The 13,484-nt window shown below is 49.6% G+C and carries 10 protein-coding genes; 5 read left to right on the forward strand and 5 right to left on the reverse strand.

The annotated features are described in order from the left end of the window. Positions 1-8: 8 nt before the first annotated feature. The 3 genes from SH451x_RS21010 to SH451x_RS21020 are packed head-to-tail and all read right to left on the reverse strand — an operon-like array spanning position 9 to position 2,928. Positions 9-2,123 (reverse strand): hypothetical protein, encoded by a 2,115-nt coding sequence (locus SH451x_RS21010; protein WP_479359083.1) that lies wholly within the window; start codon positions 2,121-2,123, stop codon positions 9-11. A 44-nt stretch (positions 2,124-2,167) separates the two neighbouring features. Then, positions 2,168-2,461 carry a hypothetical protein gene (locus SH451x_RS21015; RefSeq protein WP_479359084.1) on the reverse strand — a complete coding sequence of 98 codons (294 nt, stop codon included), beginning with the start codon at positions 2,459-2,461 and terminating at the stop codon, positions 2,168-2,170. A 41-nt stretch (positions 2,462-2,502) separates the two neighbouring features. Beyond that, a complete protein-coding gene (locus SH451x_RS21020; protein WP_479359085.1) occupies positions 2,503-2,928 on the reverse strand; it encodes an acyl-CoA thioesterase in 426 nt (141 codons plus the stop codon). 135 nt (positions 2,929-3,063) lie between these two features. Between SH451x_RS21020 and SH451x_RS21025 the strand changes: the two genes are divergently transcribed. Next, the gene (locus SH451x_RS21025) at positions 3,064-3,561 is read left to right on the forward strand and encodes an ACT domain-containing protein (RefSeq protein WP_479359086.1); all 498 of its coding nucleotides are present in this window, start codon (positions 3,064-3,066) and stop codon (positions 3,559-3,561) included. Between the two features lie 6 nt (positions 3,562-3,567). Here SH451x_RS21025 and SH451x_RS21030 read toward each other — a convergent pair whose 3' ends face one another. After that, positions 3,568-8,199 (reverse strand): Ig-like domain-containing protein, encoded by a 4,632-nt coding sequence (locus tag SH451x_RS21030; protein ID WP_479359087.1) that lies wholly within the window; start codon positions 8,197-8,199, stop codon positions 3,568-3,570. A gap of 338 nt (positions 8,200-8,537) precedes the next feature. On the opposite strand from SH451x_RS21030, the gene SH451x_RS21035 reads away from it, so the two are divergent. From SH451x_RS21035 to speA, 4 genes are all read left to right on the forward strand, one after another. Then, the gene (locus tag SH451x_RS21035) at positions 8,538-9,632 is read left to right on the forward strand and encodes a ThuA domain-containing protein (RefSeq protein ID WP_479359089.1); all 1,095 of its coding nucleotides are present in this window, start codon (positions 8,538-8,540) and stop codon (positions 9,630-9,632) included. 58 nt (positions 9,633-9,690) lie between these two features. Then, positions 9,691-10,026: a hypothetical protein gene (locus SH451x_RS21040; RefSeq protein WP_479359090.1), complete on the forward strand. Its 336-nt coding sequence runs from the start codon at positions 9,691-9,693 to the stop codon at positions 10,024-10,026. 111 nt (positions 10,027-10,137) lie between these two features. Next, positions 10,138-11,049 carry an endonuclease/exonuclease/phosphatase family protein gene (locus tag SH451x_RS21045; RefSeq protein ID WP_479359092.1) on the forward strand — a complete coding sequence of 304 codons (912 nt, stop codon included), beginning with the start codon at positions 10,138-10,140 and terminating at the stop codon, positions 11,047-11,049. A gap of 161 nt (positions 11,050-11,210) precedes the next feature. Next, positions 11,211-13,109, forward strand: a complete 1,899-nt coding sequence (gene speA / locus SH451x_RS21050) for a biosynthetic arginine decarboxylase (RefSeq protein WP_479359094.1) — start codon at positions 11,211-11,213, stop codon at positions 13,107-13,109. Positions 13,110-13,177: 68 nt separating this feature from the next. Here speA and SH451x_RS21055 read toward each other — a convergent pair whose 3' ends face one another. Further along, on the reverse strand, positions 13,178-13,420 hold the full coding sequence (locus SH451x_RS21055) for a hypothetical protein (RefSeq protein WP_479359096.1): 243 nt from the start codon (positions 13,418-13,420) through the stop codon (positions 13,178-13,180). Between the last annotated feature and the right edge of the window lie 64 nt (positions 13,421-13,484).

A 13,484-nucleotide genomic window follows, 5' to 3' on the forward strand; every position in this document is an offset into this window, starting at 1 on the left:
GACATTGATCACTTCTGGTCACCCCACATTCCGTAGATCAGATGCAGCGAATCGATGCTCGCACTCGATTCCACAGCAGCATCCACGAACTTTCCATCCAAACTGTAGATAATGTAACACCGGCGCTGCGGCAGTGTTTTTTCGTCGATTATACGTGCCGATTCTTCTTCTAAAGTTTTGTCGCTGCGGGAAAAAGTATTCGAAGAGTAATATGCGTAACGCGTTCTAAAAAACGAATTTGACGAGTAAGCGTTGCCAAGCACGCCTGGCGGCGAAAACATGAATTGCGTGTTTTCTTGAGAGATAGCCGCCCTCGCTGCAACTCCATTATCAACAGCTTGTAATACAACCTCTTGATCGGGCAATATTTCCTTTGCCAAATAGACGTTACCTCGCCCATCGCTAATAACCATTAGTTCAATTTTTTCAGACAGCGTATTCCGTACCTTACACGTGGCTGACAGATTTCGTAGTGCTTCCCCCGGCTTCAATGTCAGATCGGGTTTTTCAATCCATTCAAAAGGAGCCAAATCCCGTGTAGACTGATTAACATAGAATTGAAATTGTTCTCGGTTTTTTAAGAGACCTCGGTAGTTCTGATCGTCGGCGGTCCAGAATATTTCACCGCCCGGACTACCGTCGTAACTTGAATGCTGCGGTGATTCTATCTGCCAAACTTCGCTATCCTTGTCGAATTCAAGCCCATTTTTTGGAAGCATGCCACTGAATACGACTTGCCGACTGATCGTGGTTCCGTAGCGACTTCCTTTATCGAAATAGGTAATTGAGCGAGTGCGGCTCGTCGTTTGAAAGCCGTCTTTAACAATGGCGTACCCAATAAGTGAAATCGTGCCCGTGATTGCGACAATCGGAAAGACAATCAGTAACCACAAAGGGCGTCCAAACCGCAAACATAACACGATAAGCATTGGAGAAAGCACTCCAATAAAGATTCCTATCAAAACACAAAATGCCAGCACTGGTGGTTGCCCCATGGACACCAACGACCAATTCCAAAACGATTGGCCGAGTGCCGTTGAGACTTGGTCAGTGGCGACATTCGATGTCGGCAGGAACTTTTCACTTCTAATTTCGAGCAGTCGATCAAATACCGACTCATTCTCGAAATCATTGATACAAATCCTTCCTGATCCCAAGTAGATCAACTGATCGTATCGAGCACCATTTTCCCACTGGAAAACCCCAGCTTGCCCGTTCGCTCTCAGCCATTCTTCTGTAGTCTTCAATGCTGTCTGATTTTGTAGATTTGAATAGACATACAAAAATCGGCCAGACATCACGTGTTGGATCAACGCCTTGGACTGCTCAGGCGTAAGCCGTTCAAGATTGGCATAACTCGAAGCGACGGTGTCTACCGTAGTCCATTCAAGCCAGTCCGTGGGGCATCGTTGATAAGATACGAATGTTTCAGCAAAAAGAGACTCCGGCGAAAATTGGTTGTAGTTTCGAACAAACTGGTCGCTATTGGGAACGACAGCCCAGTTCGGAAACAGATTTTCGTTGAGGATGTCGTCGTAAGTAGCATTGTTGTCAAAAACCGGCACACCGGTGCGAGTCGGGACGTTGATAGCAGAAAAATCATCCGCGTCTCCTAGATGAACCAATGACTGTTTACATGGAACGATGCCCTCGATAATGAGGGGTGAGAGCCTCGAAACATATTCTCCGTCAATCAGCGTATTCACCCGCATTTGAGAAGGTTCACGGCCAATCGGCACCATGAACTCCACAGTTCCGAACGAGCTTCCTTGAGGTATGACAAATTCAATAGTGCAGGACGGAGGATGTCGAATCTGTGTGACAAAGGAAAGCTTCATCGAAACAGGCACATCGCGAGTCACAGGTAGCTTGGTAATCGTTTCTAGCTGGATTTGAAAACGGTTATAACCCAAGCCCGCGGGATTGAGCTGAATGATTTTTCCAGTGTAACGCCGTGGCGCTATAGCGTTGTTGGAGCGACCATTTTCAACACTGATGGTTAATGGGAAATCTCGAATCACATTTGCTCCTAATGCAAACGCGACCTCTGACTGCAGACCATTGATTATCGCCAACGCAATCGCCAAACAGATAGAAAACGTCTTTTGATTGATACGATACATAGGTCATTCAGCGTGGGGTTTGAAGCGTCAAACTAAAGCCAGAACTACTTGGCGTCATCGGAAGTAATCGGTGTGACGATCTGTGTAGGCAAGCGATCCGATGCAAATGGACTTTCCGCGCCAACAACCTTTTCGTGGATATATTTGTTCATCTTTCCAAGTGCGTATAACACACTGAACATGACTGACGATAACACAGAATATGCGAGGAGAGGCAACATTAACACTAGCATGAACGCTGCCATAGTCTGGTCTCCAGCCATTCTAGAGAGGAACAGGAACACCGCAAGAAAAGTCAGAACCAGCATAAGTGCCAGGATGGATGAAACTTGTCGCATGTCTTGTCCCTTAGCGAAGAATTGCCCCTAAGCACAACATTCTAATGCGTTTCAGTACGCAATTGCAATTGTGGCGGCAATCGACTCACTTTGCCGTCCTTTCGCAGACATGCGATCTCGCTGACGGCCGTTACCACAAGTTGTTCACCACGCGTGAGCTTATACTCGTGGACAATCCTTGCCCCTTTCGCTGAAACCGTTTCCACCTCCAGCTCCAGGAGGTCGTCAAACTCAGCAGGCATGTGGTAAGTAACGTTGATGTTGCGAATTACAAGCAGCCAGCCCGCTTCTTCAAGTTCCTTATATGAAATCCCTCCTGAACGAAGTAATTCGACACGCCCTCTTTCAAAGTAGTTCAAATATTGGCCATGATGGACACGACGCTGTCCGTCGACTTCGTGGTATCGAACGCGAATTTCCATCGAATAGCGTTTTAAGGTTCCAATATCGCTCGGGGAATTGGTCATGCTTGCTCACTTTGTGTCTGTTTGCGTTTGATTACGCGTTAACGTAATTGATTTTCTTCCGTTCTTGACGTATACCGATGCAATCCTTTCAAAAAAGCAGCATCTTCTGAAACATCAATCTTTCCGAGTCAATTTATGAGTAGTGGCGAAGGGTTAGGAGCCGGCGTTGGATTTCAAACGGCCCGCGGTAGCAGTTACCCAGCAATTCGACAGTTTACGGTATTCCTTGAAAACCGTGTCGGGCAACTGTTGGAGGTCGTGCGTCGCTTTGAGGGAACAGGCATCCGAATTGTTGCTCTGTCGATCAACGACGCTGCAGAATGTGCTTTCGTTCGATTTCTCGTGTCGCAGCCCGATCGCTCTCGCGAAATTTTAGAACGAGCTGGCTTGGCAATAATTGAATCAGATTTGATCGGCGTCGAACTGCCAGAAGGAAACCAGCCACTTCTGCAAATCTGTACGGCGCTCTTACAAGCTGAAATCAACATCATCCAAGCTTACCCACTAATGATTCGACCGCACGGCGAGCCAGCGGTGGCGATCATGGTCGACAATACAGATGCTGCGTTGGATACGCTAAACCGCAAGGGCTTTCGGATTGTGACCGAAAGCGATTTGAACGACGCAGAATAGGCTTGGCTAGATCTGCGGAGTAAGTAGTGCGGCGACGTCTAGATATTCGTCCAGCTGGTCGGACGACGCATCTTCACCTTCTGCTGAAGGCTCGCCAAAATTCTGCAGAGCCAAATCATTGGCTTGCGCCGTGGACGCCTGTTGCCCCAATGTCGAGAAAGTTGCACTTTGCGATAGGCTCGCTACCGCGACGTTGTTGGCGGCGATTTCCGCAGCAGTGGGTACCGGCAAATTGAAATCGATCGGTTCACCGACGATCCGGATGTATCGGAGATTTCCTTCCGTCGCTCGGACTTGAACCAGATCGTTATTAGCAAGATTCACATTCACCGACTGAGTTGCGTTGTTCGCTCGAGTCACTTGAATTGTTAAACTGGTACCAGCGGCGTTCAACGTCGCCGTGATCGCTTTGTATCCTCTCCAAGCTCCGCTGGCCGCCAGCCACTGTTGTGTGGAACCTATTTGAGCGGCGATGCCCAGCCCTCGTCCAGTCGACGATCCTAGGAAATCACGGACGTCGACATAAACCGGGGCCACCGAGCCAACATTCAGTACGTTGGAAGTGCTATCGCCATCCTCTGCCGCTGAGCTAACCGTCATGGAACCTGCGCTACCGGTTCGAAACGCTAGCTGAGGAACTGTAAAGGTGTAATCTCCAGGGGGCAGTTCGGACGCTAGAAAGCTGCCCGTAGCGTCAGTAACAACCGATCGAGAAATGGTTTCTCCAGTCAACGCTGTACCGCTGACCTGTACTGTAATACCACTCAGGAGATTCGACGAGCCATTCGAAGAAAACAGCTTACCACCAATGTCTCGCGGAACAAAATTGCGTACGGTCAGAATTACCGTTGCAGTATCGGCCAAGCTGCTGCCATCACTGAGGGTGTAAGTGAACGTTACAGTGCCTTCAAAGTCTGCGTTCGGCGCGTTGTAGAGCAGCGACTTTCCGTCAGAGCTTATCGTAACCGTTCCCTGACCTGCCGGTAGACTGCTAACCGAAGCGATCGTCAGTACTTCGCCGGCATCCACCGTTGAATCATTCGCCAAGACGTTTACGACTTGGTTAGGCTGCGATGACAATACATTAAATGCATCATCTACTGCTGTAGGCGGATCATTGACTGGCGTGACCGTAAAGACTGCTGTGCCAAACGTTTGTCCACCAAGGCTCCCGCGCAACGTATATGTTACAGTTTCAGTTCCAGCAAAATTCAGGGCAGGTCTGTAGTTGATGCGCAATCCGTCGTTTGATACAGACACAACGCCACCATTAGTTGCAGTAACCCCAACTATCGAAAGCGTCTCGCCAGTTTCGCTGGGAACATCATTCGCCAGCACATCGAAAGAAGCACTTGCGGCATCTTCCACTACTGTAAACGCATCGCTTACCGCAGTCGGCGGTGGCACAGCAGGAGCAACGTTAACTGTTACGGTTGACGTGGCAGTGCCGCCTCGCCCGTCGCTGATGGTGTAAGTAAAAGTTTCTACGCCACTGTAGGTGGAAAGCGGCGTGTACACGATCGTCGTGCCACCCGAACCAATCGTCGCAGTGCCCCCGGCGCTTAATATGCCAATCGAAGTAATCGTGAGCGTTTCGCCCTGATCGGCTCCGATTGAATCATTTGCCAGGACAGACAATACATTCTGTGTGCTTCCTTGATCAACGGTAAGCGTATCGGGGCTCGCAATGGGTGGGTCGTTGATATCTTGTACCGTCACCGTCACCGTCGCAGTATCTTCGGCCCCATTGGAATCTCTCACAACATACGTAAATGTTTCCGTGCCGAAGAAATTTGCAGCAGGCGTGTAGAGCACGGAACTTCCAGTTACGGAAACAGTACCACCGGCACTTGTAGAACCAGCGCTGACAAGTGTCAGCGATCCGCTGAAACCAGTGCGGAATGTATCGTTGGCCAAAACATTTAAGGCGTTGCTCGTACTATCTTCATTGACGGTAAACGTATCATTGTTAGCATCGAAGTTTCGACCGATTGAGAGCGTTGCAGAGTTGAAGTTCACCTGTGCCGTAGGCACTGCTCCTTCGCGGGAATAAAGGGCAAAGTCCGACCCGACAGCGTCTGCAGGTTCGCTCGTGAAAATCGCCTGACCACTTGCAAGCGACCGCATCGTTACCTCAACGAACACGATCGGCGCAGGTCCCGATATTTCGGCTGACGAGCGTGATCCACCTAGTTCGTCGATTAAACCTAGAGTTGTCGTGATGCCGCTGGTTGCTAGAGTAAATCCATTCTTAAACGAGATGGGATCCGTGCCTTCGAGCTGTACAAGAGAGGAATTATAAAGCAGATCGACGAATGCTGAAAAAACGCCGTCGATATCTTGCTCCCGTAGATCCTCAGCAACCAATTGCACTCGGAATGTTTGGCCAATCCCAACTTCTGTAATTGCGTTGCCGTTAACGTCTGTAAATCGAACTGATATTGAACCAAGAGCTGGTTCTACAACATCGATATTGATGGTTTGTGATTGAACATTGCCGGCAGCATCGGTTAAGCGGAGCGTAAATGCTTGTGCGCCGACTTGTGACAAGATCGGAGTCCATGTGAAGACGCCAGTTACCGCATCGATGCTAGCTCCAGCAGGTGGAGAAACCAACGCATATCGCAATCCCGCTCCCTCTTCCGCATGCTGCAAATTGAGCGAAACGGTATCGCCCACTTGAACAGATTCAGGGAACACCGAACTGGTGATGGTCGCCGGAACAACATTGTCAAACGTTACGGCAAAAGATGGTGATAAACCACTAGTTTCCCCTGCTACTGTTTGTCTAGCGGTTAGGGTAAAAGTCCCTGAGCCCGATCCCGACAGGCTGGTAGTGGTTATAGAAGTTGTTGTGCCAGTTGCCGTGGCCGTTCCAACAACCGTGGTACCATTGAGTAGTTCAACGGTTGCTCCTGAAATGGTACCGCTTAAGTTGAAAGTCATCGACGACGCGTTGGTTATGTTATCGGTCGGACTAACGCCAGTATCACTTTCCGCGGTTAAATCGATCGACGTCGGCGCACTTGGACCAGCTTCGTCAACGGTAATTGAAATCGTTTGCGTATCGGTAGCTGCAGCGGCAGAGTTTGCCCGAACACCGACCAAAACGTTAAACGTTCCAACAAATCCAGTCGGCGGTGTTATCGTCACCAAACCTGTTGTCGCGTTTACACTCGCTTGGGCTTGGTTCTGAAAGTTAGCCGAAACGGGCGGAATGAAATATTGGACCGAATCTCCCTCAGCGTCTTGCGACGTGAGTTGCACAGTCACAGGCTGCCCTTCAACGGTCGACAGTGTATCGTCAAAGTCGTTCAGGAAGGGTGCGTCGTTCGATAGTTTATTCGCAACCGTCGCTGTGAAAGTTCGCGATGTAGAGTTGCCTTCTGAATCTGTCACGGTAACTGTGACTAGGGAAGTTTGCCCAGCAGTACCAGTAGACCTGAGTCGAATTAACCCATTCTCGATGTCGTCGAATATCGTTACCGACTGAATGATAACGGGGTTGATGGGGCGGTCGGACGAATTTACAGTAGTTCCCGAGATCGCTTCGCGTACGGATTCGCCTTCAACAAGTTGCCCAAATACCGAATGGTTTGCGTTTAAAAATCGAGAAGCAACTTCTGTGATGAAGAATTGCGAATCGTTCGTATCATCGGTGCTCTTAGCATAAGACAAAACGCCCGATCGATTGTGTTGGAGATTAATATTGAATTGATCGTCGAAATCGCCCAACTGAGAGCCACCTTGTCCCGTACCCAAGGGATCTCCACCCTGGATTACAAACTCATCGTCAACGCGATGGAAGGTCATGTTGCTCGTGCCGGTCGTATTGTAAAAACCACTTTGAGCCAGTTCGATGAACCTTGCTGTTGGGCGAGGAGCTTCAAGTTCGAATAATCGAAACGTCATGTCGCCAAAGTTGGTGGCAACACGTGCAGACCTTCCGCCTTGAACTACTTCTGCGGCAATCACCGTCGGGTTGCTGCTCGTGACAGATACCGTCATCGCGTTCCCGTTCGGGTCATACGCGTCAACAGGTATATGTAGTGGTGAATTGATTTCAACGGTCTGATCCGCGATCGCGTTTAAGAACGGAGCACTGGATGTTGGTATCGCAATTCCAGAAAGCGTAGAGATTTGTTCCAGCGACAGGATGCCTTCTTGTCGACTACCACCTTGAAATTGCCAAGTAGGGAATGTGGTAATCTCCTCGTCGATACCGCGTTGATTCAGAGTTCTGTCTGGGTTGGTGACTTCGATGAAGTCGAGGAATGGCGCGCCGTCTTCAAAGAGCCGCTTTTGTTCCGCACAAACCGGACACCATGCCGCCCCGAAGAATATTACTCCTGCATCACGCAAAAGTGTTGCAAAGGCTACCAAGTCAGGCGCAGCTTCGCCTTCCCCGCTCAGTGTCGAAAGTTCAGAGCTTGTAGTGGAAAAAAACGCAGAATCGGTTGAAGTGTCTTCAAATAGTGGAGCCGTTTCAAGCGCACCTAAGTCAGCCGCCATTAGCTCGCGGCGTTCCAAGGGTTCAAAGCAGTACCGCCGATCGGTATCAACGCTATCTAATTTCAGCAAACGAGCCAACCATGATTGCTTCATGGACTTTGTTCTAGCCAAGTGGCTCAACGACATAATCAACCTCTTAAACGCGTAGAAGATGCTCTTCCTGGCGACAAGATCCTTCCGATCCACCAACTCCCGCCAATCTTCCCAGTCTAGCTAGACCTCTTTGGAAAACTGACGAGGTATGATCCCAATTCTCAATGTCGGCACAGCGGACCCCGTTTTTGCAGTACAATCGCCGTAAACGGAAAATTCTTCGTAAACAGCCGAGTTAGCTTACTCTTGGATGCGAAGTTTGGTTCAAAGTTCCCGAATCGTAGCAACCGCTTCGAGGACTCAAATCCGCCCGTATTAAGCAGTTTGAAATCCAATTTGGCGCCTCAAAACCACTATTTGTTTCACAGATTATGAAAAGAAAAGCTCATTTTCTCGCCGCAGCGTTGTGTATGTCTGCCTGCCTTTTACCTTCCAATGCATCCCTCGCGCAGGAGACGAACGCGTCTGCCCAGCCGCAGGCCGCTGCCGCATCTCAAAAGATGCTCGTCTTGGAAGGTGACATCAAAAAGCTGCCTCCTGGGGTAACCGAGAAGCCCCATGTGGTGCTCATCACCGGTGACGAAGAATACCGCAGCGAGGAAGCATTACCACTAATTGCGCAGATTCTTTCAGCGCAGCACGGAATGGATTGCACGGTACTGTTTAGCATCAATCCGACAACCAATTCTGTCGACCCGAATCACACCGAAAACACGCCGGGCCTAGAAAAGCTCGCTGACGCAGATTCCGTGATTCTTTTCACTCGATTTCGCCAGTGGCCCGACGACCAAATGAAGATGTTTGAAGACTATATCTCGCGTGGAGGCCCGATCGTCGCCCTGCGGACTGCGACGCATGCTTTTAACTTTCCACGCAATAGCAACAGTTCTTACAAGGATTGGTCTCACAACAGTCGCTCGTGGGCAGGTGGCTTTGGGCAACAAATCATCGGCGAAACTTGGCATACACATCACGGAAAACATAAAGAGGAATCGGCGCGAGCAGTGGTCGAAGAATCGCAAGCCTCGCATCCAATCCTTCGCGGTGTGAGCGACGTCTGGGCGCCGTCCGATGTTTATGGAGTTGTTCACTTGCCTGAGGAAGCTACCGTTTTGCTTCGTGGTCAAATTTTGACAGGCATGGCCCCCGAAGACGCTCCGGTTACCGACGGCCGTAACGAACCGATGATGCCGCTCGCGTGGACAAAGCCATATCGTTACAAAGACGGCCAAGAAGGGAAAGTTTTTTGTTCAACGATGTGTTCTTCAGTCGACTTGAAAAATGAAGGCTTGCGCCGCTTGGTTGTGAATGCAACGTACTGGACACTTGGCTGGGAAGATAAGATTACCGAAGAAACTTCTGTCGAAATTCCAGGAAATTACGAGCCGACTATGTTTGGATTCCACAACGAACGCGGTTATTTCAGCGACAAGAACTTGCAACCGGAAGACTTCCTTGTGAAGTAACGTGTCGGTTAACCACGAAACTGCGAACCAGTCGCGAAGAGCGTCGCTCCTTGGGATCATGAAGAGAAATAAATCAGCGGACCTTCGAAAAGCGAAGCAATTGTGCAGCCAGATTCATCGGGCATTGGAATACTGCATCAATGAAGATATTCCGACCGAACTGGCTGTGACAGTAGTGGACGTTGCGCCGGCACCGAATACTTCTCATCTTTTGGTCACCGTCGAACCGCTTGAACAAGTCTCAGTAGAAGACTACCCGGCGATCCTCGAATCGCTGGGCGCTGAATACGGAAAGCTGCGAACTGAAGTTGCGCAGTCGATTCATCGAAAGAAGACGCCGACTCTCTCTTTTTCAATCCAGCCCAAGGGCTCGTACTTTACTGACAGTCGCTGAACAGCGATCTCGCTTGGTGTTCTCGTACTGCCCCTTTCAGGTGCTCGCCTGCTACAATTGAAACAAGCTCTGGCAACCAGCTCGCCAGACAGTATTCAAGAAAGGCGAACCATGCTACGAAAATCCTTCTTTGTTGGTGAGCGAACACGCTCTATTGCATTCCTTATTCATGCATTTCTTCTATTAGCTGCCTGTGGACTTGGAAGCCTCCAGTCGGCGACGTATGCCCAGGATGGCATTCGGGTGATGACATACAACATCCGTTACAATACAGCCTCGGACAAGGACGACGCTTGGCCGCACCGAGCAGACAAAGTCGCTGAAACTATCCAGTTCGCCGATGTAATTGGCTTGCAGGAAGCTCGGAAAGAACAGATTGACGACCTCGTTGTGCGCCTACCCGAATTTTCGTGGGTCGGCGTTGGACGCGACGATGGCAAAGAAGAGGGCGAGTTTGTACCCATTTTTTACCGTAAAGATCGATTTAAGATTCTGAGTAGCGATAACTTTTGGTTAAGTGAAACGCCCGCTGAACCTGGCAGCAAGAGCTGGGATACTGCGATTACTCGCATGGTTACTTGGATAGTCTTCCAAGACGAAAGCAATCAGCAAAGTTTTGTGCATATGAATACGCACTTTGATCATATGGGCAAACAAGCTCGGCTTGAAAGCGCCAAGCTAATTCGGTCGAAAGCGGCTAAAACACATCCAGAGCTTCCGCTTGTTCTAACGGGAGATTTCAATTGCACGCCCGATCAACCGCCTTACTTGGAGATAGTTCGAGAGTCCGACGGCACAACCGATTTTGTGGACTCGCTTGCAGCCTATACACCCAAATCGGGCGAACCTGCTGGCACATGGAATGGGTTCAAGGAAATCGAAACAACGCGAATTGACTACATCTTTACTTCACGAGGAGCCACGAGTACGGAGACGAAAATATTGGATCCTCGCACGGAAGCAGGCCGATTTGCAAGCGATCACCAACCGATTCTCTCGACTGTGCAGATTCCTCGCCTCTAGCCGATGCGGGTGAAAGCGATCTTCATTACGTCCACACCAGTGCTTACGTGCGCATGTAAATGAAGTGACCATTCGATGTAGCGTAAAATGGTGCTAACGAATAAAATCGGACCAGCCTTAGATGTGTTCCAATTGCTTTTCTTGAGAGAGCCCCACAGAGAATGAAAGACCAGACCCTCCTAAAAATCCAACAAACGTATGGAATCGAGAACTGGGGGGCTGGCTACTTTGATGTTAACGAGCAGGGACACATCACCGTTCGCCCCCGTTCAAATGATGAGCGGCAAGCAGATTTGAAGTTGATCGTGGATCATTTAGTCCAAGACCATGGCCTCAATTCACCGATCTTAATTCGCTTTCCACAGATTCTCCAAAACCAGTTGCATTTGTTGTCGGAGGCGTATACCAACGCCGTCAACGAATACGAATACAAAGCACTCCACTTTCCAGTTTTTCCAATGAAAGTGAACCCTCGTCGCGAGGTTGTGCAGGAGTTCCTACGTGACAGCGCTCCGCACCGCGTCGGCTTGGAGTGCGGTAGCAAGGCAGAACTCTACGCAGCGATTGCCCAAGACCAGTCTCCCGACTCACTTCTAATTTGCAATGGTTTCAAGGATGAAGCCTTTATGCGTTTGGCAATCTTGGCTGTGCAGATTGGTAAGCGCGTAGTTATTGTTGTAGAGAAGCTGAATGAGCTTCGTATGTTGCTGCGCGTCGCGGATGAGTGCGGTGTCTGTCCCTGGATAGGCCTGCGGGCAAAACTTTATTCCCGCGGCTCAGGCAAATGGGCGTCCTCGGGCGGAGACTCCGCCAAATTCGGATTGACCACGTCGGAAATAGTCCAATCCTTACGATTGCTGCAGGATACAAACCATTCGGACCAATTGAAGTTACTGCACTTTCATATCGGCTCGCAAATTACTGACATCAAACGAGTCAAGAATGCGATGAAGGAAGCCGCTCGCGTTTACGCCAAGACAACCAAACTCGGTTTCTCGATTGAATTCCTGGATATCGGCGGTGGACTTGGTGTCGATTACGATGGATCGAAGACTCGATTTGAGTCTTCGATGAACTACACGCTCCAAGAATTCGCAAACGCCGCTGTCTATACAATTCAAGGCGTGTGTGATGATGAAGAAGTCCCGCATCCCAATCTCGTGACCGAATCGGGACGTATGATGACCGCTTATCATAGCGTTCTTGTCGTTTCGATCCGCGAAGAGATTGAAACCTTTGCAGACGATGAACCTGAGGTCACGATCGACGAAGATGATCCGCAGGTGATCAACGAACTGAAGTATCTGTTAGACGATATCAACGGCAAGAACTACGTCGAATATTACCACGATGCACTTGAGCATAAGGATGATCTTCACACGGAGTTTAATCTGGGGCTTATCTCGCTCGAGAATCGCGCCAAAGGCGAGGTGCTCTTTTGGGAAATCTGTGACCGCGCATTAAAAGAATCGGGGGCGGCACGATTTCGCAACGAAGAATTTGAAGATGTGGAAAAGGTACTTGCGGCCAAATACCTTTGCAACTTCTCACTTTTCAGGTCTTGTCCAGATTCCTGGGCAATCGGTCAACTGTTTCCTGTCGTACCACTGCATCGCTTAAAAGATACAGACACTGATTTCGCGACCCTGGTCGACGTAACGTGCGATTCCGACGGCAAGATTGATCAGTTTGTCGATATTAAAGATGTGCGTGAAACGCTGGAATTGCCTGCATGGAAAGAGGGGGAACCTTACTACTTAGGATTGTTCCTGGTTGGTGCGTATCAAGAAGTTATGGGGTCGCACCACAACTTGTTTGGTATCCCTGATGAAGCGTTAATCGAAATCACTGAAGAGGGATTTACAATCCGTAAATCGATACGCGGCAGTGAGATTCGTGATATGGTTCGTTTCGCGCACTACGAACCAACCGATCTCGTCGATGGTTTCCGTCAGCAGATTCAAAAATCGATCCAGGAAGGTCGAATAGAGAACGGCAACGCTGAAAAGCTCGTTCAGCAGTATGCTGATGCGGCCGATCTGCGAACGTATCTAGAATAGCGTTCATGACCGCGAGCCCGGTTAAATAGACTCACGGCAAGTTTAGTTTGCTGCGTAAAACAGAGACGTTATCGGACTGCTTGCGCGGCCTTCGATTGTTCTCGCGCGGCTTTCAAAGCGGCCGTTTCATTTGCCAGCTTGTTCTCAGGTCCCGCAGGGAAGTACTGGATATCATCGTAGAGATAATATGGGCTAGGAAGCGTCTGTCCAGCAACGCTCACCTGACAGCCCGTCGAGCTACCGAGGACTGAGCCCAGAGATACTACTGCGACTGCGGCCAAGAACATCTTGTTTGATTTCTGACTTGCCATTTCCTACAGGCTCCACCCCAAAAACGAATCCAAAGCGTTGTTCGACAATGCGAACTCAAAGCGT

This window comes from Njordella aestuarii (genome assembly GCF_056494165.1).

What these genes read in the sequence shown, in the direction of transcription:
- SH451x_RS21010 (WP_479359083.1), bottom strand. Translation starts at nt 2,123, where the DNA reads ATGTATCGTATCAATCAAAAGACGTTTTCTATCTGTTTGGCGATTGCG.
- SH451x_RS21015 (WP_479359084.1), bottom strand. Translation starts at nt 2,461, where the DNA reads ATGCGACAAGTTTCATCCATCCTGGCACTTATGCTGGTTCTGACTTTT.
- SH451x_RS21020 (WP_479359085.1), bottom strand. Translation starts at nt 2,928, where the DNA reads ATGACCAATTCCCCGAGCGATATTGGAACCTTAAAACGCTATTCGATG.
- SH451x_RS21025 (WP_479359086.1), top strand. Translation starts at nt 3,064, where the DNA reads ATGAGTAGTGGCGAAGGGTTAGGAGCCGGCGTTGGATTTCAAACGGCC.
- SH451x_RS21030 (WP_479359087.1), bottom strand. Translation starts at nt 8,199, where the DNA reads ATGTCGTTGAGCCACTTGGCTAGAACAAAGTCCATGAAGCAATCATGG.
- SH451x_RS21035 (WP_479359089.1), top strand. Translation starts at nt 8,538, where the DNA reads ATGAAAAGAAAAGCTCATTTTCTCGCCGCAGCGTTGTGTATGTCTGCC.
- SH451x_RS21040 (WP_479359090.1), top strand. Translation starts at nt 9,691, where the DNA reads ATGAAGAGAAATAAATCAGCGGACCTTCGAAAAGCGAAGCAATTGTGC.
- SH451x_RS21045 (WP_479359092.1), top strand. Translation starts at nt 10,138, where the DNA reads ATGCTACGAAAATCCTTCTTTGTTGGTGAGCGAACACGCTCTATTGCA.
- speA (WP_479359094.1), top strand. Translation starts at nt 11,211, where the DNA reads ATGAAAGACCAGACCCTCCTAAAAATCCAACAAACGTATGGAATCGAG.
- SH451x_RS21055 (WP_479359096.1), bottom strand. Translation starts at nt 13,420, where the DNA reads ATGGCAAGTCAGAAATCAAACAAGATGTTCTTGGCCGCAGTCGCAGTA.